The 23,771-nt window shown below is 67.3% G+C and carries 21 protein-coding genes, 1 pseudogene and 1 riboswitch; of the genes and pseudogenes, 9 read left to right on the forward strand and 13 right to left on the reverse strand.

Annotated features, from left to right (window positions below; translation table 11 throughout):
• Nucleotides 1-803 (forward strand): sulfatase-like hydrolase/transferase (locus RTY46_RS07530; protein WP_312707542.1); only part of this gene is annotated, 803 nt, incomplete at its 5' end.
• Between the two features lie 525 nt (nucleotides 804-1,328).
• Entirely contained in the window at nucleotides 1,329-3,290 is a 1,962-nt protein-coding gene (locus RTY46_RS07535) for a M2 family metallopeptidase (RefSeq protein ID WP_312707543.1), read from the forward strand.
• Between the two features lie 119 nt (nucleotides 3,291-3,409).
• On the opposite strand, the gene RTY46_RS07540 is transcribed toward RTY46_RS07535, so the two are convergent.
• Together RTY46_RS07540 and RTY46_RS07545 are read right to left on the reverse strand one after the other, a co-directional pair.
• Nucleotides 3,410-3,799 carry a hypothetical protein gene (locus RTY46_RS07540; protein ID WP_312707544.1) on the reverse strand — a complete coding sequence of 130 codons (390 nt, stop codon included), beginning with the start codon at nucleotides 3,797-3,799 and terminating at the stop codon, nucleotides 3,410-3,412.
• A gap of 60 nt (nucleotides 3,800-3,859) precedes the next feature.
• Nucleotides 3,860-5,098: a multidrug effflux MFS transporter gene (locus RTY46_RS07545; protein WP_312707545.1), complete on the reverse strand. Its 1,239-nt coding sequence runs from the start codon at nucleotides 5,096-5,098 to the stop codon at nucleotides 3,860-3,862.
• Nucleotides 5,099-5,397: 299 nt separating this feature from the next.
• Nucleotides 5,398-5,500: riboswitch (glycine riboswitch) on the forward strand.
• Nucleotides 5,501-5,562: 62 nt separating this feature from the next.
• Between RTY46_RS07545 and gcvP the strand changes: the two genes are divergently transcribed.
• Nucleotides 5,563-8,430, forward strand: coding sequence for an aminomethyl-transferring glycine dehydrogenase (gene gcvP / locus RTY46_RS07550; protein ID WP_312707547.1), 2,868 nt, complete (start codon nucleotides 5,563-5,565; stop codon nucleotides 8,428-8,430).
• An 82-nt stretch (nucleotides 8,431-8,512) separates the two neighbouring features.
• Here the strand turns inward: gcvP and RTY46_RS07555 are convergent, their stop codons facing one another.
• The 3 genes from RTY46_RS07555 to RTY46_RS07565 all read right to left on the reverse strand — a co-directional run bounded on the left by RTY46_RS07555 (nucleotide 8,513) and on the right by RTY46_RS07565 (nucleotide 11,206).
• Nucleotides 8,513-8,923 (reverse strand): VOC family protein, encoded by a 411-nt coding sequence (locus RTY46_RS07555; protein ID WP_312707549.1) that lies wholly within the window; start codon nucleotides 8,921-8,923, stop codon nucleotides 8,513-8,515.
• Between the two features lie 120 nt (nucleotides 8,924-9,043).
• A complete protein-coding gene (locus tag RTY46_RS07560; protein ID WP_312707551.1) occupies nucleotides 9,044-10,414 on the reverse strand; it encodes an amino acid permease in 1,371 nt (456 codons plus the stop codon).
• A gap of 81 nt (nucleotides 10,415-10,495) precedes the next feature.
• On the reverse strand, nucleotides 10,496-11,206 hold the full coding sequence (locus RTY46_RS07565; RefSeq protein ID WP_108750733.1) for an AraC family transcriptional regulator: 711 nt from the start codon (nucleotides 11,204-11,206) through the stop codon (nucleotides 10,496-10,498).
• A gap of 194 nt (nucleotides 11,207-11,400) precedes the next feature.
• On the opposite strand from RTY46_RS07565, the pseudogene RTY46_RS07570 reads away from it, so the two are divergent.
• Together RTY46_RS07570 and RTY46_RS07575 are read left to right on the forward strand one after the other, a co-directional pair.
• Nucleotides 11,401-13,431 (forward strand): annotated as a pseudogene (locus RTY46_RS07570) (catalase); the annotation flags it as partial.
• A 23-nt stretch (nucleotides 13,432-13,454) separates the two neighbouring features.
• A complete protein-coding gene (locus RTY46_RS07575; protein ID WP_312707662.1) occupies nucleotides 13,455-13,637 on the forward strand; it encodes a hypothetical protein in 183 nt (60 codons plus the stop codon).
• 10 nt (nucleotides 13,638-13,647) lie between these two features.
• Here the strand turns inward: RTY46_RS07575 and RTY46_RS07580 are convergent, their stop codons facing one another.
• Together RTY46_RS07580 and RTY46_RS07585 are read right to left on the reverse strand one after the other, a co-directional pair.
• A complete protein-coding gene (locus RTY46_RS07580) occupies nucleotides 13,648-14,307 on the reverse strand; it encodes an alpha/beta hydrolase (RefSeq protein ID WP_312707552.1) in 660 nt (219 codons plus the stop codon).
• Nucleotides 14,308-14,363: 56 nt separating this feature from the next.
• Nucleotides 14,364-15,167: a hypothetical protein gene (locus RTY46_RS07585; protein WP_312707553.1), complete on the reverse strand. Its 804-nt coding sequence runs from the start codon at nucleotides 15,165-15,167 to the stop codon at nucleotides 14,364-14,366.
• A 155-nt stretch (nucleotides 15,168-15,322) separates the two neighbouring features.
• On the opposite strand from RTY46_RS07585, the gene RTY46_RS07590 reads away from it, so the two are divergent.
• Complete coding sequence (locus RTY46_RS07590; protein WP_312707555.1) at nucleotides 15,323-15,862, forward strand: hypothetical protein; 540 nt, start codon at nucleotides 15,323-15,325, stop codon at nucleotides 15,860-15,862.
• Nucleotides 15,863-15,994: 132 nt separating this feature from the next.
• Here RTY46_RS07590 and RTY46_RS07595 read toward each other — a convergent pair whose 3' ends face one another.
• Together RTY46_RS07595 and RTY46_RS07600 are read right to left on the reverse strand one after the other, a co-directional pair.
• A complete protein-coding gene (locus tag RTY46_RS07595) occupies nucleotides 15,995-18,121 on the reverse strand; it encodes a methyl-accepting chemotaxis protein (RefSeq protein WP_312707557.1) in 2,127 nt (708 codons plus the stop codon).
• Between the two features lie 113 nt (nucleotides 18,122-18,234).
• Complete coding sequence (locus RTY46_RS07600; RefSeq protein ID WP_312707559.1) at nucleotides 18,235-18,597, reverse strand: MerR family transcriptional regulator; 363 nt, start codon at nucleotides 18,595-18,597, stop codon at nucleotides 18,235-18,237.
• A 77-nt stretch (nucleotides 18,598-18,674) separates the two neighbouring features.
• Here RTY46_RS07600 and RTY46_RS07605 point away from each other — a divergent pair, with 77 nt between their 5' ends.
• The 3 genes from RTY46_RS07605 (at nucleotide 18,675) to RTY46_RS07615 (ending at nucleotide 20,770) form a co-directional block, all read left to right on the forward strand.
• Nucleotides 18,675-19,094 (forward strand): hypothetical protein, encoded by a 420-nt coding sequence (locus RTY46_RS07605; RefSeq protein WP_312707561.1) that lies wholly within the window; start codon nucleotides 18,675-18,677, stop codon nucleotides 19,092-19,094.
• A gap of 91 nt (nucleotides 19,095-19,185) precedes the next feature.
• Nucleotides 19,186-20,142: a L,D-transpeptidase family protein gene (locus RTY46_RS07610; protein WP_312707563.1), complete on the forward strand. Its 957-nt coding sequence runs from the start codon at nucleotides 19,186-19,188 to the stop codon at nucleotides 20,140-20,142.
• Between the two features lie 4 nt (nucleotides 20,143-20,146).
• Nucleotides 20,147-20,770, forward strand: coding sequence for a M23 family metallopeptidase (locus tag RTY46_RS07615; RefSeq protein ID WP_312707566.1), 624 nt, complete (start codon nucleotides 20,147-20,149; stop codon nucleotides 20,768-20,770).
• An 11-nt stretch (nucleotides 20,771-20,781) separates the two neighbouring features.
• On the opposite strand, the gene RTY46_RS07620 is transcribed toward RTY46_RS07615, so the two are convergent.
• The 4 genes from RTY46_RS07620 to RTY46_RS07635 form a co-directional block, all read right to left on the reverse strand.
• Entirely contained in the window at nucleotides 20,782-21,189 is a 408-nt protein-coding gene (locus RTY46_RS07620) for a hypothetical protein (RefSeq protein ID WP_108750742.1), read from the reverse strand.
• Nucleotides 21,152-21,796, reverse strand: a complete 645-nt coding sequence (locus RTY46_RS07625; protein WP_312707568.1) for a transcriptional regulator — start codon at nucleotides 21,794-21,796, stop codon at nucleotides 21,152-21,154. Before RTY46_RS07625 ends, RTY46_RS07620 begins: the two co-directional genes overlap by 38 nt.
• Before the next feature lie 143 nt (nucleotides 21,797-21,939).
• Nucleotides 21,940-23,232, reverse strand: a complete 1,293-nt coding sequence (locus RTY46_RS07630; RefSeq protein ID WP_108753832.1) for an adenylosuccinate synthase — start codon at nucleotides 23,230-23,232, stop codon at nucleotides 21,940-21,942.
• Between the two features lie 288 nt (nucleotides 23,233-23,520).
• On the reverse strand, nucleotides 23,521-23,706 hold the full coding sequence (locus RTY46_RS07635; RefSeq protein WP_108750746.1) for a DUF2065 family protein: 186 nt from the start codon (nucleotides 23,704-23,706) through the stop codon (nucleotides 23,521-23,523).
• Nucleotides 23,707-23,771: the final 65 nt, after the last annotated feature.

The raw sequence follows: 23,771 nt of genomic DNA on the forward strand, positions 1-23,771 counted from the left end.
ATTCGTGCGGCACCAGCACCGAAGTCTCGCTGCCGTGCATGTACTCGCCCTGGGGCCGTCACGATTACGATGAGAAGAAGATCCGCGCGCACCAGTCGCTGCTGCACGTACTGAACCGCGCCGGCATCACACCGCTGTGGCGTGACAACCAGTCCGGCTGCAAGGGCGTGTGCGAGGGGCTGGACTTCCAGTCGCTGGCCGATGCGACCACGCCAGGGTTATGCGCTGATGGTCGCTGCATGGACGAAATCCTGCTGCAGGACCTCGCTGCGCAGGTGCGGGCAAAGCCCGGCGACCGCGTGGTCGTGCTGCACCAGCTGGGCAACCATGGCCCGGCGTATTTCGAGCGCTACCCGGCCGCCTTCCGCCGCTTCACCCCGACCTGCGACACGCGTGACATTGGCCAGTGCAGCCGCGAGCAGATCACCAACAGCTACGACAATGCGGTGCTGTACACCGATCATTTCCTGGCCAGGACGATCGGCACGCTGCAGGGCCTGGAGGATTACGACACGGCGATGATCTACCTGTCCGACCACGGTGAATCGCTGGGCGAGAAGGGCCTGTTCCTGCATGGCGTGCCCTACGCCATTGCCCCGGCCGAGCAGACCCGGGTACCGATGACGATGTGGTTCTCGCCGGGCTTCGCCCGCAGCCGCGGGCTGGACCTGCAGTGCCTGCGCAAGCGTTCGGCGGCGTATACCGACCACGACAACCTGTTCCCGTCGGTGCTGGGGTTGATGCAGGTGAAGACGGCGCTGTACGAACGCGACCGTGACCTGTTCGCCAACTGCGCACGCTAGGGGTGTTTGTGGCAGGGCCTGCAGCCCTGCACCCGCAGAATCTACGTCAACGTCAACGTCAAAAGCGGGTGTACTGAGGGTTGGCGGGGTGGGTCCGGTTGAGGGGGACGCTGCAAGTACGTCCATGTAAGCTCGGTCGCCGCATCCATGCGGCTCACGCCCCCTCAACCGGACCCACCCCGCCTTCGACACTCTCCTGCGGTCTGTCGGAATGACGGGGTCGGATCCCGTTGCTGCGCAACGGGCTCCGACCCCAGATTTAGTTCGATATCCGAGAGATTCATCCACGAATGGCGTGGATCTACTGGCCGCCGGCCAACTGTCAGAGGCGGGGCGGTGTCGGAGTGCGGGGTGTCCGCACTCCGACACCGCCCCGCCACCCCACGGATACCCAGCTTTTGACGTTGACGTTGCATTGAGCGGGTGCAGGGCGCCGCCCTGCCCATCCCCACCGACCTTTGCCACTTGCGGTGGCTGCGGCCGCCCTCTAGCCTTCGGCCGTCGTTCACCACCCAAGGACTACCCGTGAAACACCGCCATCTGCTGCTGGCCTCGGCTATCGCCGCCGCCACGCTGGCCCTGGTTGCCTGCAAAAAGGAAGCTACCCCCGGTTCTGAAGCCGCCGCCCCCAGCGCGCCGGCCGGGGAAACCGCCGACCAGTTCGTCGCCCGCATCAATGCCGAATACAAGGCGGCCTATCCGGAGATGACCTCGGCGCAGTGGCTGTCGTCCACCTACATCAACAGCGATTCCGAACGCATCGCCGCCAAGGCCAACGAACGCTCGCTGACCCAGCTCAACAGCTGGATCGAACAGGCCGGCAAGTTCGAAGGCCAGCCGATGAGCGAGGACAGCAAGCGCGCCATCCACCTGCTGAAGCTGATGTCGTCGATGCCGGCACCGCGCGATGCCGCCAAGCTGGCCCAGCTGACCCAGATCGCCACCCGCATGGAAGGCAGCTATGGCGCCGGCAAGTACTGCACCGACGCCAACGATCCGGCGTCCTGCCGCCAGCTGGGCGACCTGGAACAGGTGCTGTCGCGTAGCCGCGACTACGACAAGCAGCTGGACGCCTGGCAGGGATGGCACAGCACCACCAAGGCCATGCGCGGTGACTACCAGCAGTTCGTCAGCCTGGTGAACGAAGGCGCCAAGGGCATGGGCTTCAGCGATGCCGGGCAGATGTGGCGCAGCGGCTACGACATGCCGCCGGAGCAGATCGGCCCGGAAACCGACCGCCTGTGGGAACAGGTCAAGCCGATGTACGAGCAGCTGCACTGCTACACCCGCGGCAAGCTGGACACGACCTATGGCAAGGACAAGGCCGAAGTGGGCAATGGCCTGATCGCCGCGCACCTGCTGGGCAACATGTGGCAGCAGGACTGGTCCAACCTGTGGGACCAGCTGGAGCCCTACCCCGGTGCCGGCAGCCTGGACATCACCGCCGCGCTGGAAAAGCAGTACCAGACCAACCTGAGCGCGGCGCTGGACAAGGCCGGCAAGGACGCCGATGTGGCGGCACGCTACAAGGCGCAGCGTGAGGCCGAGCTGCGTACCGCGCGGCAGATGACCGAACGCGCCCAGGACTTCTACGTCTCGCTGGGCATGCCCTCGCTGCCGCAGTCGTACTGGGAGCGGACCCAGTTCATCAAGCCCGACGACCGCGACGTGGTCTGCCACGCCAGTGCCTGGGACATGAACATGGAAGGCGACGTGCGCACCAAGATGTGCATCAAGCCCAACGAAGAAAACTTCACCACCATCTACCACGAGCTGGGCCACATCTATTACGACCTGGCCTACAACCCGCTGCCACCGCTGTTCCAGGGCGGTGCCAACGATGGCTTCCACGAAGCGATCGGTGACACCATCGTGCTGGCGATGACCCCCAAGTACCTCAGCTCGATCGGCCTGGTCGATGCCCCGACCGAAAGCCGCGAAGCGGTCATCAACAACCAGATGCGCATGGCGCTGTCGGGGGTCTCGTTCCTGCCGTTCGGCCTGATGATCGATCGCTGGCGCTGGGGCGTGTTCGACGGTTCGATCACCCCGGACAACTACAACAAGGCCTGGTGGGACCTGAAGGCCAAGTACCAGGGCGTGGCCCCGGCCAGCACCCGCGGCGAAGAGTTCTTCGATCCGGGCGCGAAGTACCACGTGCCGGGCAACACCCCGTACACCCGCTACTTCCTGGCGCGCATCCTGCAGTTCCAGTTCTACAAGGGCCTGTGCGATGCGGCCGGCTACAAGGGCCCGCTGCACGAGTGCACCTTCTACGGCAACAAGGAAGCCGGGCAGAAGTACTGGGCGATGCTGAGCAAGGGTGCCAGCCAACCGTGGCAGGCCACGCTGAAGGAGCTGACCGGCAGTGACAAGCTCGATGCCGGCCCGATGATCGAGTACTTCACCCCGGTCAACGAGTGGCTGAAGCAGCAGAACCAGGGCCAGATGTGCGGCTGGCAGGCCAGCGCGGCACCGGCGAAGTAAAACAGGAAGGGGCGGATCCGCGAGGATCCGCCCCTTTCATGTCGTGTAGAGCCGAGCCATGCTCGGCTGGAACGCAATGCAGTCGAGCATGGCTCGACTCTACAAACGCAAGGAAGGCGTCAGCCCTTCTTCGCCGCCATCACCGCGGCCAGCTCGGCCTTGAATTCGTCGAAGGTCTGCCCCTTCTCGCTCACTTCGGCCTGCGCCGCATCGCGCAGGGTGTCGGAGTACATCAGGCGCACCGGCGTGCCATTGCGCTCGTGCAGCTCGCCGGCCTGCATGATCATCGCCAGCACATGCGCGGCGCTGTGGGTCTGGCCGGCGATGCGGCCATCCATGCCCAGCACCCATTCGCCATCGCGGCGGACAATGCCGGCCAGCAGGGTCCGCTGCGGATCGCGCAGTTCGGCATGCGGTTCGACAGGCGCAGCGGTGGCCGCCGCCTTGTTGGCAGCCTGCTTTTCCTGGCGGCGACGCTGGTCGCGGCGGGTCTTGGAGGTGGTGGACATGGGGGTCGTATCGCACTGCAAGGGGGCGCAAGAATAACCCACCCCGCCCGCAGTGCCGCTTCACGCCAGCGGCGTCTGATCCTGCACCGGCACCTGCAGCGCGCGCTGGCGCAGGTGTTCCCAGTACCAGAACACGAAACCGGCGGCGAAGAACCCGGCCTGGCCCAGCGCCAGGTGCAGGGGGCTGGCGCTGAGCAGCGGCGACACCACGCCGGCCACCACGGTGCTGATCATCAGCTGCACGAAGGCCTGCAGCGAGGAGGCCAGGCCGCGCTGGTGCGGGTACATGTCCAGCACCGCCAGGGCCAGGATCGGGAAGATCAGCGCCATGCCGGTGCCGCCCAGGAAGATCGGCAGCACCGCCCACGGCAGGGCCAGCTGCGGCGCCAGCGCCACGTAACCGATGTTCAGCAGCGCTGACAGCGCGCACAGGGTGAAACCGATGCTGATCTGCCGCGTCGGCAGGGTGCGCCCGGCCATGCGCCCGGACAGGAACGAGCCCAGGGTCATGCCGCCGATGGTGGGAATGAACAGCCAGGCAAAGCCGCCTTCGCCCAGGTGCAGGTGCTGCATCACGAACACCGGCGCCGAGGCGATATAGAGGAAAATGCCGCCGAAGTTGATGCTGCCGGCCAGTGCCAGGCGCAGGAAGCGCGGGTTGAAGCCGATGCGCACGTAGTCGCGCAGCAGGCCGCGCGGCGACAGCGGCACGCGCGCGTCCACCGGGTGGGTTTCGGGCAGGAAACGGGCGGTGGCCACCAGCAACAGCAGCGAGAACACCACCAGGAACCAGAAGATCAGCGGCCAGCCGGCGCCGCTGAGCAGGATCCAGCCACCGATGATCGGCGCGATGGCCGGAGCGATGCCGAACAGCATGGACACCTGGCTCATCAACCGCTGCGCGTCATGGCCGTGGTACAGATCGCGGATGACCGCGCGACCGACGATCATGCCCACGCCGGCCGACAGGCCCTGCACGGCGCGGAACACCAGCAACGTGCTCAGGTCGGTGGACAGCGCACAGCCCACCGAGGCGCCGACGAACACCACCAGCCCGCCCAGGATCACCCGCTTGCGCCCCCAGGCGTCGGACAGCGGGCCGTGGGCCAGGCTCATCAGGCCGTAGAACAGCAGGTACACGCTGATGGTCTGCTGCACCGCCACTTCATCCACGGCCAGGCGCTGGGCCAGCTGCGGGAAGGCCGGGAAGATGGTGTCGATGGAGAACGGCCCGAACATGGCCAGGCCGGCCAGCAGCAGGGCCATGCGACGGGTGGAGGGTGCAACGGCGGCGGTCATCGGCGGGCGTCCGGCAGGGCCGTGCGCGGGATGCACGGCGGGCGCCGATCCCCTGTGGCAGGGACGGCGCCAGATGAATACGAGAGTCCGCCCATGATAGGCGCCTGGGGCCGCCGATACCATGGATGAACGTACACCCGGACCGCCCGGGCCATCCTCCATTCAGCCCCATCAACGGGGCAGCGACCCGCTGCGCCCGCCCGGCAACCGGCTATAATCGGCGGGCAACACGGTGGGAGAAGCGGAACACCGCTGCCGAAGGCGCAACGCCCGTAATCGCTCAGGCCCGATACCACCCGTAACACAACTCTGGAGAGACCGGTTCGATCCGGCGCCGAAGGGGCACGAAGCTGCGGTTTTCCGCGCTTCTAAACTCTCAGGCAAAAGGACAGAGGGGCGCCCCGCAGACCGCCGACCGGCGGCTTGTGCCCGTGCGTGTGCCCTTCCCTGACGGATCCTTCGCCATGTCCCAGAACACCCCCTCCCTGCGTGAGCTCGAGCACCACAGCGCGTTCGTGGAACGCCACATCGGCCCCAACGACGCCGAGATCGCGCAGATGCTCGACGTGGTCGGCCACCCCACGCTGGATGCGATGACCGACGCCATCGTGCCGGCGAAGATCAAGTCGCCCGCGCCGCTGGCGCTGCCCGAATCGATCACCGAAGTGCAGGCACTGGCCAAGATCCGCGCGATCGCCGACAAGAACACCGTGCTGCGCAGCTTCATCGGCCAGGGCTACTACGGCACCCTCACGCCGAACGTGATCCTGCGCAACATCCTGGAAAACCCGGCCTGGTACACCGCCTACACCCCGTACCAGGCGGAAATCTCGCAGGGCCGCATGGAAGCGCTGATCAACTTCCAGACGCTGTGCGCCGACCTGACCGGCATGGAAATCGCCAACGCCTCGCTGCTGGACGAAGCCACCGCCGCCGCCGAAGCGATGACCCTGGCCAAGCGTTCGGCCAAGTCGAAGTCGGACACCTTCTTCGTGCACGACGCCGTGCACCCGCAGACCCTGGAACTGCTGCGCACGCGCGCCGAGCCGATGGGCATCGTGCTGCGCGTGGGCACCCCGGCCGAAGCGCTGGAAGCCGAAGCCTTCGGCCTGCTGCTGCAGTACCCGGACACCTTCGGCCAGGTGGGCGACTACAAGGGGCTGGTGGACGCCGTGCACGCACGCGGCGGCCTGGTGGCCGTGGCCACCGACCTGCTGGCGCTGACCCTGCTGGCCGCCCCCGGCGAATGGGGCGCGGACATCGTGGTCGGCAACAGCCAGCGCTTCGGCGTGCCGTTCGGCTTCGGTGGCCCGCATGCGGCCTTCATGGCCTGCCGCGATGCCTACAAGCGCTCAATGCCGGGCCGCCTGATCGGCGTGTCCATCGATGCGCAGGGCAACCCGGCCTACCGCCTGACCCTGCAGACCCGCGAACAGCACATCCGCCGCGAGAAGGCCACCTCCAACATCTGCACCGCGCAGGTGCTGCTGGCGGTGATGGCGTCCATGTACGCCGTCTACCACGGCCCGGACGGCCTGACCCGCATCGCCCGCCGCACCCACCGCCTGGCCTCGATCCTGGCCGCAGCGCTGCGCACGGCCGGCGTGCAGGTCGGTGGCGACTTCTTCGACACCCTGCACATCACCGGCGTGCACGCCGATGAGATCCACGCCAAGGCGCGCGCCGCCGGCTACAACCTGCGCGCGATCGACAGCGACTCGGTGGGCATCAGCCTGGACGAGACCACCACCCGCGCCGATATCGTGGCCCTGGCCACCGTGTTCGGTGCGCAGGCCGATGTGGAGGCGCTCGATGCCAGCACCGCCGATGCGCTGCCGGCCGGCCTGCTGCGCCAGTCCGCGTTCCTGACGCACCCGGTGTTCAACACCCACCACAGCGAGCACGAGCTGCTGCGCTACCTGCGTTCGCTGGCCGACAAGGACCTGGCGATGGACCGCACGATGATCCCGCTGGGCTCGTGCACCATGAAGCTCAATGCCACCGCCGAGATGATCCCGGTCACCTGGCCGGAGTTCTCACAGATCCATCCGCTGGTGCCGGCCGACCAGGCGCTGGGCTACAAGGAACTGATCGAATCGCTGGAAGCGATGCTGGTGGAATGCACCGGCTACGATGCCGTCAGCCTGCAGCCGAACTCCGGTGCACAGGGTGAGTACGCCGGCCTGCTGGCGATCCGCGCCTACCACCGCTCGCGCGGCGAAGGCCACCGCGACATCTGCCTGATTCCGGATTCTGCGCACGGCACCAACCCGGCCTCGGCGCAGATGTGCGGCATGAAGGTGGTGGTCACCAAGACCGATGCCAACGGCAACGTCGATGTCGAAGACATCCGCGTCAATGCCGAGAAGTACAGCGACCGCCTGGCCGCGATCATGATCACCTACCCGTCCACGCACGGCGTGTTCGAGGAGGAAGTGGTCGAGATCTGCGAGATCATCCACCAGCACGGCGGCCAGGTGTACACCGATGGCGCCAACATGAACGCCCTGGTGGGCGTGGCCAAGCCGGGCAAGTGGGGTTCGGACGTGTCCCACCTGAACCTGCACAAGACCTTCTGCATTCCGCACGGCGGCGGCGGCCCGGGCGTCGGCCCGTGTGCGGTGAAGGAACACCTGGCCCCGTTCCTGCCGGGCAAGCTGGGCGACAACGGCCCGGTTGGCATGGTCAGCGCGGCCAGCTTCGGCAGCGCCTCGATCCTGCCGATCAGCTGGATGTACATCGCCATGATGGGTACCGAAGGCCTGCGCAAGGCCACCCAGGTCGCCCAGCTCAACGCCAACTACATCGCCAAGCGCCTGGCCCCGCACTTCAAGACCCTGTACACCGGCCGCAATGGTCTGGTGGCGCACGAGTGCATCCTGGACGTGCGTCCGCTGGAAAAGACCAGCGGCGTGGGTGCCGAGGACGTGGCCAAGCGCCTGATCGACTTCGGCTTCCATGCCCCCACCCTGAGCTTCCCGGTGGCCGGCACGCTGATGGTCGAACCGACCGAAAGCGAATCGCTGCATGAGCTGGATCGCTTCATCGACGCGATGATCCAGATCCGCGAGGAAATCCGCGCGATCGAAGACGGCCGCCTGGACCGCGAGGACAACCCGCTGAAGAACGCCCCGCACACCGCCACCGCGGTCACCGCCAGCGAGTGGACCCACGCCTACCCGCGCGAGCTGGCGGCGTTCCCGCTGCCCAGCCTGAAGCTGCAGAAGTACTGGCCGCCGGTGGCACGCGTGGACAACGTGTACGGCGACAAGAACGTGATGTGCGCCTGCATCCCGGTCGATGCCTACAAGGACGACGAAGTCGAGGCATGATCGACAAACGGCCCGCGCAAGCGGGCCGTTCTCGTTTACGGCAGCGCCGGGCCATGCCCGGCGAGCGCAGCGGCTGAACCGATCACGGGTCCGGCATCTGTCCCAGGCTCAACTGCCAGGACACACCGAAGCGGTCCTGCACCCAGCCATAGCGGTTGCTGAAATCGTAGTCACCCACCGGCATCAGCCAGTGCCCGCCCTCGCCCAGCACGCGTGCCGCGCGCTCAAACTGCTCGGCCCCGGAACACTCCACGAACAGGGAGATAGAGGGGCTGAAGGTGAACTCGTGAACGTCCAGGCTGTCGAAGCACAGGTAGTGCGTACCCCCCAGCAGGAAGATGGCCTGGCGTACCTGACCGGGCACGCCGGCACCGGCACCTTCGGGGTGGTGTTGCAGGGCAAGCAGGCGGAAATCGGCGAAGGCGTCGGCGTACAGCGCCATGGCGGCCTCAGCCTGGCCGGTGAACATCAGGAACGGGCGACTGCGCAGCATGCGGTACTCCTGTTCGACGGGCCACGCAGGGCCCAGGCGATCAGGATGACACTGCCGATGTAGGCACCATGTATCGACAGCGCCGGGCCACGCCCGGCGGCATCCATCCGAACGCGGCGATCAGGCCTGCCGCAGGCGCCGTGCGATCGCGCTGCCGGCGGCGATGGTCACCGTCAGCGCCACCATCGACAGGAACTGCAGACGGGTCTGCGCTTCACTGAGCAGCAGCCCGAAGATCAGCGCCAGGATGCCCAGCGCGCACACCGTCAGCCACGGGAAGCCAGCCATGCGGAACGGCAGGCGCGTACCCAGGCGGTCGGCGCGGCGGCGCAGCACCAGCTGCGAGACCAGCGACAGCGTCCACACCAGCAGGCAGGTGGAGCCGACGATGTTCAGCAGCACCGGCAGCACCTTGTCAGGGAACAGCAGTTCCATGATGGTGGCGGCGAAGCCGAACAGCACGCTGGCCAGCACGGCAATCACCGGTACCTGGCGCGGGTCGGTCCAACCCAGCACGGCGGGCGCTTCGCGGCGCTGGGCCAGCGAGAAGATCATGCGCGAGGCACCGTACAGGTTGGCGTTGAGCGCCGACAGCAGGGCGATCACCGCGATCAGGGTGATGGCCGTGGCCGCGCCGGGAATGTTGGCCACCTGCAGCACAGCCGCGAAGGGCGATTTCAGCGCCTCGCTGGTCCACGGCACCACCGCGATGATGACGCTTAGCGAACCGATGTAGAACACCAGGATGCGCCAGGCCACGGTACGGATGGCGCGCGCGATGCTGCGCTCGGGGTCTTCGGTTTCCGCCGCGGCCACGGCCACGATCTCGGTGCCGCCAAAGGCGAACACCACCACCAGCAGGGCCGCACCAATGCCGGCCAGGCCCTTGGGCGCGAAGCCACCGTGCTCGGTGAAGTTGCTCAGCCCCGGCGAAGCAACCTGCGGCAGCCAGCCCATCAGCAGGGCAATGCCGATGGCGATGAAGGCCAAGATCGCGGCGACCTTCAGGATGGCGAACCAGAACTCGAACTCGCCGAAGTTCTTCACCCCCAGCAGGTTGATGGCGGTGAAGAACAACATGAAGGCCAGTGCGGCCATCGGCACGGGAATGACCGGCCAGACGGTGGCCAGCAGGCCGGCCGCGCCCACCGCCTCGGCGGCGATCACGATCACCAGCTGCACCCACCACAGCCAGCCTACGGTGGCACCGGCGGTGGCCCCCATCGCATCGGCGGCATACACCGAGAACGCACCGCTGGTCGGCTTGGCCGCCGCCATCTCGCCCAGTGCGTTCATCACGATGATCACCAGCGCACCGGCCACCAGGTAGGACACCAGCACCGCCGGTCCGGCCGCCTGCACGCCGACACCGGAGCCCAGGAACAGACCGGCGCCGATCGCGCTGCCCAGCCCCATCATGATCAGCTGGCGCGGCTTGAGCGAATGGCCCAGGCGCGAGTTCGAAGCGGTCGAAGAAGGGTTGGCGGGCATCGGCAGGGCTGGCGGCGGCTACAGGGGCGACACCTTACATTGTCGCCTACCCGCCGGGATAGGCACAGTGCAGCAGGGCGCTCAGGCCGGCAGCGGTTCGCCGATGCGGGCGCGGTAGGCGCGTGGCGAAAAACCGGTTTCCGCCTTGAATTTGCGGGTGAAGGCGCTCTGGTCGCTGAAACCACAGGCCTGGCCGATGCAGGCGATGCTGTCCTGCCCGTGCAGCAGATGCATGGCCATCTGGATGCGCAGGCGGGTCAGCACCTGCTGCGGGGTCATCTGGAACACCTTGCGGAAGCTGCGCTCCAGCTTGGACAGCGAGAAGCCGGTAATGTCCAGCAGGGTCTGCATGCGCACGTTCTCAGCGTAATGCGCGTTCAGATGGGCCAGCGCCAGCCGCAGCTGTTCGTACTGGGCACCCAGGCTGTCCTTCTGCCCCAGGTCGCGGGAAATGCCGATCAGGCCTTGGATCTGCCCGTCCACCAGCAGCGGCCGCTTGCAGGTCAGGCACCAGCCCGGCTCGCGGTTGGCGAACAGGTGCAGCTCCATCAGGTTCTCGATCACCTCGCCGCCCAGCACGCGCGCGTCCTGGTCCACGTAATCGGCGCTCAGGCCGGTGGGATAGATCTCAGCGGCGGTGCGCCCGATCACATCCTTGCGCGCACGCAGTCCCAGCCGCCGCAGCATGGTCTGGTTGACGTGGGTATAGCGCCCCTGCCGGTCCTTCATGAAGAACAGCACGTCCGGAATGGCGTCGAACAGGGCTTCGATGTCGGTGGGCTCGACTCGCATGCGGCAAGCATACCCGAGCCGCGTTTTGCCCGTACGTTCACCCGCGGCGGACCCTGGGTTAACAGCCCGGGGGCGACTGTCAGGGTCTGCCCCCTCATACCCTGGAGAACTTCCCGATGGCCGCCAGCAAGCCGACCGGCAAGCGCGCAACCACCCCGTCCCAGAAAGCCCGCGACACCCGGAACCCGCAGTGCGGTGGCGGTGATGAACTGCACCTGCAGGCCGCTGGCACGCACCCGCCCATGACCACCGCCCAGGGCATCCCGGTGGCCGACAACCAGAACTCGCTGCGCCAGGGCCCGCGCGGTCCGACCCTGCTGGAGGATTTCATCCTCCGCGAGAAGATCACCCACTTCGACCATGAGCGCATTCCCGAGCGCATCGTGCACGCACGCGGCAGCGCCGCGCATGGCTATTTCGAATTGACCGCGTCGCTGGCGAAGTACACCCGCGCCCGCGTGCTGACTGAGGTCGGCACGAAGACGCCGGTGTTCACCCGCTTTTCCACTGTGGCCGGCGGTGCCGGTTCGGTCGATACCCCGCGCGACGTGCGTGGCTTCGCGGTGAAGTTCTACACGCCGGAAGGAAACTGGGACCTGGTCGGCAACAACATCCCGGTGTTCTTCATCCAGGATGCGATGAAGTTCCCGGACCTGGTACATGCGGTGAAGATGGAGCCGGACCGTGCGTTCCCGCAGGCCGCCAGCGCGCATGACACGTTCTGGGATTTCATTTCGCTGATGCCCGAATCGATGCACATGATCATGTGGGCGATGAGCGACCGTGGCATTCCGCGTTCGCTGCGCATGATCGAGGGCTTCGGCGTGCACAGCTTCCGCCTGTTGAACGAGGCCGGCGAGTCCACCTTCGTCAAATTCCATTGGCGGCCGAAGCTGGGCATCCAGTCCACCGTGTGGGATGAAGCGCTGAAACTGCAGGCCGCCGACAATGACTTCCATCGCCGCGACCTGTTCGAGGCTATCCAGCGCGGTGATTTCCCCGAATGGGAGCTGGCCGTGCAGCTGTTCACCGAGGAAGACGCCGAGGCGTTCCCGTTCGACCACCTCGACCCGACCAAGATCATCCCCGAATCGCTGGTGCCGCTGCAGATAATCGGCAAGATGGTGCTGGATCGCTGGCCGGACAATTTCTTCGCCGAGACCGAGCAGGTGGCGTTCTGCCCGGCCAACGTGCCGCCGGGCATCGACTTCAGCAACGACCCGCTGCTGCAGGGGCGCCTGTTCTCGTATCTGGATACGCAGCTGATCCGGCTGGGCGGCCCGAACTTCCATCAGATTCCGGTGAATGCGCCCAAGTGCCCCTTCGCCAACCACCAGCGCGATGGGCACATGCAGATGCAGGTGCCCAAGGGCCGCGTGGCGTATGACCCCAGTTCGCTGGAAGAGGACAGCCCGCGCGAGACGCAGGCCGGCTTCCGCAGCCACGCCACGGCTGACGACGGGCGCAAGGGGCGCACCCGCGCGGAAAGCTTCGCCGATCACTACAGCCAGGCCCGTGCGTTCTTCCGCAGCCTGGAAAAGCCCGAGCAGGCCCATCTGGCATCGGCCCTGGTGTTCGAGTTGTCGAAGGTGGAAACGCTGAAGGTGCGGGTGCGTACCGTCAGTCATCTGCGCAATATCGACGAATCACTGGCCAGGCGCGTGGCCGACGGCTTGGCGTTGGCCGAACTGCCCGCCCCCGCGCCGACCGCAACGCCTGCACAGGACATGCCCGCCGTTCCCGAGGTGCGCATCATTGGCCGCACAAAAGACACGCTGCAGGGACGCTGCATCGGCATCCTGTTCGACGAGGGCTCCGACGCGGGAGTGATCGCCAGCCTGCGCAAGGCCGCGCAGAAGGCCGGTGCCGACGTGAAGCTGGTTGCGCCGAAGGTGGGCGGTGCCACGCTCAGTGACGGCAAGCGGCAGGCCGCCGATGGCCAGCTGGCTGGCACGCCATCGGCCGTGTTCGACGCCGTGGCCCTGGTGCTCAGTGCAGAAGCCGGTAAAGCCTTGGCCAAGGAGGCGGCGGCGGTCGAGTTCGTCAGCCATGCCTGGGCCCATCTGAAGGCGATTGCCAGCGATACGGGCGGCCAGGCGCTGTTGAAGGCTGCGCGCGTGGGCAACGATGCCGGCATCGTCGAGGCCGAGGATGCAAAGGATTTCCTCGCTGCCGCGGCCACCCGCCAATGGGCACGCGAACCCAAGCTGCGCCTGTTGGCCTGATCATTCCCCAACGGAGAAGCGACATGACCCGTGGTGACAAATCCGCCTACACCGACAAGCAGAAGCGCCAGGCCGAACACATCGAGGAAAGCGAACGCGAGCGTGGCGCCAGCAAACGCACGGCCGAACGCATTGCCTGGGCCACCGTGAACAAACACGACGGAGGTGGCAAGCGCAGTGGCAGCGGTCGTAAGGACCACCGCTAGCAAGCGCGCTTCAGCCCGGCAGGCCCTTCAGCCAATGGGCCACCACCGTGGCCGCCGCGTCGGCCCGCGCCTGCAGCAGCAGGTGCGGGCCGGCCAGCGCCACGTGCCGTGCATCGGGCAGCAGCGCCTGCAGCTCGCCGACGCTGGGCGGCCACAACAGGCGATCCTGCCGGGCCTGCAGGCACAGCGCGGGCACCGTGATGCGCGGCAGCACGTCGCGTGCATCCACGCGCAACGTGGCCGCAGCACGCTGGCGCAATGTCGAAGCCGGCACCTGCGCCAGCGCCAGGCGCAGGTCACGCAGGGTCTGTCGGCTGCGCCAGCGTCCCAGCAGCAGACCCGACAGCAGCGGCAACGGGGGCAGTGGCCACGCCGGCAGCGGCCACGCCGGCGCCAGCAGTGCGGCGCCGGCGGACGGGACCGGCAATGGGCGGCGCGCGAATGTATTGCACAACACCAGCCCGCGCAGGGCCGGCGGTGCCTCGGCGGCCAGCTGCATGGCCAGCGGGCCGGCGAAGGATTCGCCGAGCAGCACGAACGGCTGGCTGGGCAACTGCGGACGCACGGTGCGCAGCAGGCTGGCGTAGTCCTGTGCACCGGTGGCGGGCAGCGCCAGTGCCCGCGTGGGTACACCGTGGCTGTGCACGGCGGCCAGGAACGCGACAGACAAGTAGCCGGTGCCATCCAGCCCCGGCAGCATCACCAGGCAGGGCGGCACCGCGCCGGTCAACGCGGCACCCCCGGCGCAGGTGAAGGCGGCGACGAGGTACGCACCGCCACCGGCAGCGCCTGCAGTTTGCGCACGGCGGCGATCGGAATCGCCTCGGCGCGCCGCTGCTGCGGCCACCAGACGAACAGGAACGCGCTGCTGGAACCGAGCAGACGCGCCGTGCCCGGCAGCGGCGCCGCATCGCCATTGAGCTGCAGCTGCACGACTTCACCGCGCCCGTGGTTACGGATCTGTTCGCCGCGCACCATCACATAGTTCGCTGCGCCGATGGCCATGAACGCCGCCACGGCCAAGGTCATCGCGGTGAGCGCACGCAGTCCCAGCCCGTCCCAGCTGGTCAGCACCGAGCGCGACAGCACCACCCGCCAGAGCACGCTGCGCTGGCGCAGCGTCTGCAGTTTGGCCGCGTTGCGCGCGCGCAGGGTATCGGGCCAGCTGACCAACAGCACCAGCAGCACGCCCAGCAACAACAACAGCACGTAGGCGGGATCTCGCATGCCGGCCACCAGGAAGTCGCTGGGCTGCATGTAGTCCAGGATCGAGAGCTCGAAGCCCTGGTAGAACCAGAAGCTGCACCACAGGCCCAGCAGCGACACCAGCAGGTAGGCCCCCGTGAACAACAGCGCCGGTTCACGGCGCATGCGCCGCACGGCCCGCATCACCAGCGAATCATCGTCGCCGCGGGTCAGCGGCAGCATCGACCAGTCGGTCGGCGGCTCCGGTACCGCCACGGCAACGACGTCAACGCCCTGCATCCGTGGCACATCGCCATAGGCCCCTTCGGTTTCGTTGCTGTCCATGCCCCCTCCCCGTTTGCAGCGAGCATCGCCTAATTCGGCGGCCGACGGTAGGGCCGCGGGCGGCCAATGGCCCGCCTGGGGCCGCTGCCATTGTCCGGTCTGCTGGGCCATACTCGGGCCCTCGCCGCAGAAAGTGGCACTTCTGGAAGACGACCATGCGAAGGACACGCACTCTGGCCCTGCTGGCCCTGCTGCTGCCGCTGAGCGCAACGGCCGCCGGCGATTGGGTCCACCCCGACGGGCGTCCCGTGGCGCAGACCGAATCGATGAAGGCCCGGGATGGTTTCGGCGCATCGCTGCTGGTGACCACCGACCGCGACTGGCTGGCCAAATGGCAGACGCCAGCCGAAACCACGCCGCAGTTCACCGTCGCCAGCGAGGTGCATGCAGGCGACCAGGTCAGCATTCTCGCGTTCGTTTCCAACCCGAAGCTGGACGCCAACGGAGTGGCGCATGTGCAATGCGATGTCCGCCTGACCCTGCCCGATGGCAGCGTGGCAACCGAGCAGAAGGATCTGCCCTGCGTCAACGCTGCCCTCAACGGTCCGGCCCACCAGGTGTTTCTGACCAACCTGCGCATCGAGTTCACCGCGCAGGCCGATGCTCCCAAGGGCACCTGGACCGTGTACGTGGTGGCCCGCGATACCCTGCGTGGGGTCAGCCTGCCCCTGCAGGCCAGCTACGAGCTGCGTTGATCCGGGGTCCAGGTAGAGTTGAGCTCGCTCGACTGCTCCAAGCCGGGGCCAGGTAGAGTCGAGCTCGCTCGACTGCTCTTGATCTACGTGCAAAGACAGTCGAGCAAGCTCGACGCTACCGGTGGCGGCCGGTCAGGCCGCCCGCGCCACCGTGGCGCGGGCAGCACTGCCCTGCTCCAGCTGGAACACCGCCACCGACGTGGCCAGCGCTTCGGCCTGTTCTTCCAGCGCGCGGCTGGCCGCGGTGGCTTCTTCCACCAATGCCGCGTTCTGCTGGGTCACCTGATCCATCTGCACCACCACCTGGTTGACCTGCTCGATGCCGGCCGCCTGTTCCTTGCTGGCCGCGGCGATATCGCTCATCAGCTGGTTGGTGCGTGCGCTGGCCTGGGCCAGGCGCGCGATGGCCGCCTGCGATTCCACCGTTACATCCAGGCCGCTGCGCACCTTGGCCGCCGAATCGTCGATCAGTTCCTTGATCTCCTTGGCCGCAACGCCGGCCCGCTGGGCCAGCGTGCGCACTTCACTGGCCACCACGGCAAAGCCGCGTCCCTGCTCGCCGGCACGCGCCGCTTCCACGGCGGCATTCAGCGCCAGGATGTTGGTCTGGAACGCAATGCCATCGATGGTGGCGGAGATTTCCGAGATACGCGCCGAGGACTGGTCGATCTCGCCCATCACCGTGGCCATCTGCGCCATGGCCTGCTCGGTCGCACGTACTGCGGCACCGGCCGCGTGCGCTTCGCTGTCGGCCTGGCGGGCCAGCTCGGCATTCTGGCGCACGGTCGAGGTGAGTTCTTCCATCGACGCGGCGGCTTCTTCCAGATTCGCGGCCTGCTGCTCGGTACGGCGCGACAGATCGCTGTTGCCGGCGGCCAGCTCCTGCGCCGCGTTGTTGATGCTGCCGGCCGCGTCCTGGATGCCACGCACGATGCCGGTCAGCTGCGCGGTGGTGGTGTTGGCATCGTCGCGCATGCGCGCGAACACGCCCTGGTACTGGCCCTCCATGCGCGCGGTCAGGTCGCCCTGGGCAATGGCCTGCAGCACGTCGGACACGTCGGAAATGCTGGACTGCGAACTGCTCATCATCGCGTTCAGATGCTCGACCATGGCCCGGTACTGGTACTGGAACGCGGCCGCATCACCCCGCACGCTGAAGTCGCCGGCACCGGCCGCGCGGGCCAGGCCGTCGATCTGTGCGCTGATCGCCATCAGGCTCTGCTTCACCGCCGCCAGCGTGCGGGTGAACTCGCCCTTCTCGCCCGGGTACTGCGGCAGGTCACGGCTGAGATCGCCGATCGCGTAGCGCTGCATCACCTCGGCCATCAGCAGTTCCACCTGCACGTGCGATTCCACCAGCGTATTGGTGGCCTGCACCATGCGGCCGAAGTCGCCGGGGAAGGCGCTGGCATCCATGCGGTAACGGATCGCGCCGGCCTCGTGCTGCTCGGCCATCTGCAGCTGCGCGCCAATGGCGGCCTGCACGCTCTGCCGCACGCTGGCCATGGCGTCGCCCAACTGGGTCAGCTCATCGCGGCCGCCCAGGCTGAACTCCTGGTCCAGTTCACCCTTGGACAGGCGCTGGGCCAACTGCACGGCACGCGCCAGCGGCGCGGTCATGCTGCGACCGATCATCACCGAGGCGGTGATGCCGACCAGCAGCGCAACGCCGCCCAGCACCAGCAGCTGCAGCAGGCTGCGTTCGCCCAGGCGGATGGCTTCGGCGGCCGCTGCGCGGCTTTCCTTCTCCTCGTAGGCCACGCCATCGGCCAGGGCCTTGTTCCAGCCATTGGCGGCTTCCTGCACCGGGCCCAGGGTAAGCGCCACCGCGCCGGGAAAATCGCCCTGCGACATCAGTTCGCTGGTCTGCTTGTTGAGCGGGCGTGCAATGGCGCGCTTGGCCGCGATGGCCTCGCCGATCGCCTTGCCGTCGGCGTCACCCGGCAGAGCCTGGTAGCTGGTCCAACTGGTTTCGTAGCGCTTGACCAGATCGGCAATGCGCTGCTCGTCGGCCTCGCGCGCATCGCCCTGGCGGATCAGCATCTCGCGGCGCACGACCATCATCTGGTTGTTGGCGTCCAGCATTTCCGACAGCAGACGGACCTTGGCCACGCTCACGTCCACGACCTGCTGCATGGCGCGCTTCTGCACGGTCGTGGCGGTGGCACCGGTGGCGACCACGGCGGCAACCAGCAGCAACAGCAGGCCAAAGCCAAGGCCGAGACGCCAGGCAACCCTGACGTTCCTCAAATAGTTCATCGATGCATCCAAAAACGTGGGGGGGGTGCGACCTTATCGGCCCGCCCTCACGCTGCCTTGACGTCGCCAACATGAACGCTTCCAGTAGCGTTCACGTTGCGATGGCCGGCGCCTCAGTTTGGGTCGGCGGGCTGCAACGGGCAGGCGCTGGCCAGGCGGCTGGCCAGGTCATCGCGCAGCGCGCTCAGTGCGTGGATGCGCGCGTCGATGTCGGCCAGCTTCTGCTGCAGGGCCATGGCCAGCAGTGCACCGGCATCGTCCTGCTGCCACAGCGCGGGCAGGCGTTGGCCGATTTCGGCCAGGGTGAAACCCAGTTGCTGTGCGGTGCGGATGTAGTGCACCAGCATGGCGGTTTCCGGCGGGTAGTCGCGATAGCCATTGCCCAGCCGACGTGCGCCGATCAGGCCCTGCTTCTCGTAGAAGCGCAGTGCTTCGCGGGACAGCCCGCAGGCCTGGGCCAGTTCGCCAATACGCATGAGTGCTCCAACACGGCTTGACCTTGAAGTTTACTTCAGGGCTGAGAGTAGGCGCTCTTTCACCAAATGCGTGCCGCATGCAGCTGTCCTCCTATCTCCGTATCGTCCGTGCCAGCGCCGCCTACGACCTCGTGGTCACCCTGCCCTTCGCCCTGCCGTGGGGCTTTTCCGCCGTGCACGCGGCCATGGCCACGCTGGCCGCCGCCTGGTCGCTGCCCGGCACGGTGCCCGCGCTGGACCCGCTGCACATGCTGCTGGCCAACCTGTTGGGATCGGTGGTCGTGGTGTGGTCACTGGCGCGTTGGTGGGCGCCCAGCGTGCTGATGGGGCGCCTGGATGCCGTTGCGCGCGGCTTGTTTGCTGTCTGGCAGGTATATGCCGTGGTGCACGGGGCCAGCAGCATCGTGCTGCTGTTCACCGCAGCCGAAGTGGTGTTCGGCGTACTGCAGCTGCAACGGGTTGCGCCGCCTGAAAGCGAGCAGACGGCTTCGCGCTGACGTCCGCGCTTCACACACCCACGCCGGGGCGTTCACGCAGGCTGGCCGCGGGGCACAGGCATGGTGGCTGCGCACCCCGCAGGAGTTTTCCATGCTGTCACCCCGTGTAGCCGTCCTTGCACTTTCGCTGCTGGCCAGCCCTGCGTTCGCGCAAGCACCGCCTGCCGGCCTGCCCGCCCCCATTGCCGAGAAGGCCGGCCCGGACACCGCACTGCGCTCGCCGCTGCACGCGCAGGTGCTGCTGGACCGCGCCAACTTCTCTCCCGGCCAGATCGATGGCGAAGTGGGCAGCAACCAGCGCCGCGCAGTGTCAGGCTTCCAGGCGGCGCACGGGCTGACGGTGACCGGCGAGCTGGACGATGCCACCTGGAAGGCGCTGCAGGCCGATGCCACGGCGCCGCTGGCCAGCTACACGCTGACCGCCGAAGACGTGGCCGGGCCGTTCCAAGCGGTTCCGAAGACGCCGGCCGCGCAGGCCAAGTTGAAGGCGCTGGGGTACGCCAGCGTGGAAGAAGCGCTGGGTGAGCGCTTCCACGCCTCGCCCGAGTTGCTGAAAGCGCTGAACCCCGGCGTGGACCTGGGCAAGGCCGGCAGTCGCATCCAGGTACCCAACATCGCACCGGCGCCGCTGGCGAAGGCGGCCAAGGTGCTGATCGACAAATCCGATTCCACGCTGCAGCTGCTCGACGCGCAGGGCAAGGTGATCGCGCAGGTGCCGGTGTCCTCGGGCAGCGAACACGACCCGCTGCCCATCGGCGAATGGAAGATCCTCGGCGTGTTCCGCGACCCGCCCTTCCACTACAACCCGAAGCTGTTCTGGGACGCCCGCAAGGGCGACAAGAAGGCGACCCTTCCGCCGGGCCCGAACAATCCGGTCGGCCGGGTCTGGATCGATCTGTCCAAGCCGCACTACGGGTTGCACGGCACCCCCGAACCGGGGCACGTGGGCAAGACCGAATCGCATGGCTGCGTGCGCATGACCAACTGGGATGCGCTGCGCGTGGCCGATGCGGTGGATGAATCGGTGCCCGTAGTGATGCAGGAGTAATGCCATGCGGCTTTCGCAGCTGATCGTGCTGGGAGTGGTACTCGGCCTGGGGCTAGGCTGGTGGCTGCGGCGTGATGCTGCGCCTGCGCCTGCGCCGCCAGGAGTGCAGGCCGCGCCCGTTGCAGCTGCAGCAGTGCCAGCCGCGGCGGTGCCGGCCACACCCACCCGGCCGGTGCCGCCCGCCACGGGCGCAGCGCCAACGCAGCCGACAGGGCTGCTGCTGCCGGTGCAGGGTGTGCAGCGCACGCAGTTGCGCGATACCTTCACCGATGCACGCAGCGAAGGCCGCGTGCACGATGCCATCGACATCATGGCGCCCGCCGGCACGCCGGTACTGGCGGTAGCCGACGGCACGGTGGAAAAGCTGTTCGACAGCGAGCGCGGTGGCCTGACCGTCTACCAGTTCGAGCCCAGCGGGCAATGGTGCTACTACTACGCGCACCTGCAGCGCTACGCCGATGGTCTGGCGGAGAAGCAGACCATCAAGCGCGGCGATGTGATCGGTTATGTGGGCAGCACCGGCAATGCCAGCGCCGATGCCCCGCACCTGCATTTCGAAGTGCATGTGCTGGGGCCGGAGAAGCAATGGTGGAAGGGTGAATCGATCAATCCCTACCCGTTGTTCTAGCGCCCGCTGCTCTAGAGACCCGAAGCAACCCGCACCGCCTCGCAGGCGGCGATCAGATCTTCGACCAGGCGACCGCTGACATCCAGTTCGCCCTCGTACTCGGCCAGGTTGCGCTGCTGGTGGCATTTGTCCAGCACGCGCCAGACCTCCGGGCCAACGCCCAGGGTGTGCTTCAGTGACTGGAATACGATGTAGCGGTTGCTGGGCCGGTAGCCCTGCCCGCGCAATGCCGCCAAGCTCAGCGCGTGGGCCGCGTTGTAGGCCAGGTCGAAACGGCTTTCCAGCGAAAGGGTGGCATTGCGTGCGTCGCGCAAGCGCGCGAGGCCGGAGCGCTGCAGACCCTCGATCTCGCGCGCATCCGGCGGTTCCAGCGAAAGCGGCTTACCCGGCCCGACCAGGTTCTGCAAAGGCGAGGTCATCCTTTCCTCCAATCACCCACAGCTTGGGTTGTTCCAGCACCCGCTGCAGGAAGGCATTGCCCTTGTGCAGGCGCTCGCTCAGGTCGTCGTGCGTGTACAGCGTCGGATTCACCGGCCGCCCCAGGCGGGCCTCCAGCGGGTCCAGCGCGGCCATCAGGTCAGCATAGCCCAAGGTGTTGGACACCAGCAGCAGATCGATGTCGCTGTGCGCGGTGTCGCTGCGCTTGGCCACTGATCCGTACACGAATGCGCAGGTGATCTGGCTCTGCAGCGGCTGCAATGCGTCGCGCAGCGGGCCGGCCAGGCCTACGGTCTTGTGCACCAGTGACACCAGTTCGGCGTGGATGGGCGACTGCGCGTTGGCCCGGTAGCGCTTCTGGTTGCCGACCTTGCGCTGGTTCACCAGGCCGCTGGCGACCAGCTTGGCCACTTCGCGCTGCACGGCGCCCGAGCCGGCGCCGCTGCCGCTGATCAGTTCGGAAATACTGAAATCGCTGCGGTCCTGCCCGAACAGCAGGGCCAGCACCCGTTGCTGGGTCTGGGTGAACAGCGCGTCGGCCAGGCCGATGGGGCCGGATGAAGAAGCGGTGGCGGCAGAGATACCCATATTGGGCATTATTATGCCCACATTGGGTATTTGGCAAGTGCCTCGCCCGGCATGGAATGGCGCTACCGGGCGGGTCCAACGAAAAAGCCCCGCTTGCGCGGGGCTTCTCCTTGCAGCGACGCCGGGCAGGGCCCGGCGCTACCTCAGGCGAAAGGGTCCTGCAGGACCATGGTGTGGTCGCGGTCCGGGCCGGTGGAAACGATGCTGATCGGGCAACCGGCCAGCTCTTCCAGCGAACGCAGGTAGGCGCGTGCGGCCGGCGGCAGGTCGTCCCAGTTGGTGATGCCGTGGGTGTTCTCGCTCCAGCCCGGGAACTCCAGGTACACCGGCGTGCAGTCTTCCCAGCCCTGCGCGTCCAGCGGCGCGTACTCGGTACGCTTGCCGTTGTATTCGTAGGCAATGCAGACCTTCAGCTTTTCCATGCCGTCCAGCACGTCCAGCTTGGTGATGCACAGGCCGCTGATGCCGTTGATGGCCACGGCGCGCTTCAGCGCGACGATATCCATCCAGCCGCAGCGACGCGGGCGACCGGTGGAGGCACCGTACTCGGCGCCGCGGTCACGGATGCCCTGGCCGATTTCATCGTCCAGTTCGGTCGGGAACGGGCCGCCGCCGACGCGGGTGGCGTAGGCCTTGGCGATACCCAGCACATAGTCGATCGAATCGGCGCCCACGCCGGTACCGGCCAGCGCGCCACCGACGGTGGTGTTGGAGCTGGTGACGTACGGGTAGGTGCCGTGGTCGATGTCCAGCAGAGCGCCCTGCGCGCCTTCGAACAGCACGCGCTTACCCTGCTTGCGCAGGTCGTGCAGGATGCCGGCCACGTCGGACTTCATCGGCTGCACGTACTCGCCGAAGGCCAGCGCTTCGTCGTAGGTCTTCTGGAAATCGACCGCTTCGGTGCCCAGGTACTTGGTCAGCACGAAGTTGTGGTAATCCAGCGCGGTGCGCAGCAGTTCTTCCAGCTGCTTGGGGTAATGCAGGTCGGCGATGCGGATGCCGCGACGCGCCACCTTGTCTTCGTAGGCCGGGCCGATGCCGCGACCGGTGGTGCCGATCGCCTTGCCACCGGCAGCGCGCTCGCGCGCCTGGTCCAGGGCGATGTGGTACGGCATGATCAGCGGCGCAGCCGGGGAGATCTTCAGGCGCGAACGCACTTCCACGCCGGAGGTTTCCAGCTCGGCGATTTCCTTCTGCAGTGCGGCCGGCGAGATCACCACGCCGTTGCCGATCAGGCACAGCGCATCGTCACGCAGGATGCCCGACGGGATCAGGTGCAGGACGGTCTTCTTGCCGTTGATGACCAGCGTGTGGCCGGCGTTGTGGCCGCCCTGGAAGCGCACGACGGCGCCGATTTCCTCAGTGAGCAGATCGACGATCTTGCCCTTGCCTTCATCGCCCCACTGGGCACCCAACACTACGACAGACTGACCCATGACGGGCTCCTCGATTTTGTTGCGGCCATCGGGGCCGCGGACGGTTGACCCGTGGCGGGGCTGGCCAGCGCGTGGGTGGCGGCTCCAAACGGGGAGCGGCCGGCGATGGATGGCCCAGACACGGAAAAAGCCGAACGGGGAGGCCCGTCCGGCTTTTGTGCATTATCCGGGTTTCCGGGGTCCGCTGCCACCCTTCCGACGGACGGCTTCACCGGCCGGTCAGGCGCCTGGAAAGGGTCGCCCGGATGGGGTCAGAGCCCTTCCCCGTGGAAAGGGATCCGACCCCGGCTAATGCCGGGCCCACCACAGCAGGCTGAGCCCGGCAAGCAGCACCAGCCCACCGAAGCTGCGCAGGGCCGGGCTGGGCAGGTCCAGCAGGCGCTCGGCCATGCGCTTCCAGGCCAGCGGCGCGGCAAACAACAGCAACCCTTCCAGCACCGCCACCAGGCAGAGGGCCGCGAACAGGTCTTTCATGGGGGGAACTCCGGAAAAAGCACGGGGCCCGGCAGTTGGCCGGGCCCCGTGGGTGATGCGTGAAA

Source organism: Stenotrophomonas sp., assembly GCF_032056425.1.
Taxonomy (GTDB): domain Bacteria; phylum Pseudomonadota; class Gammaproteobacteria; order Xanthomonadales; family Xanthomonadaceae; genus Stenotrophomonas.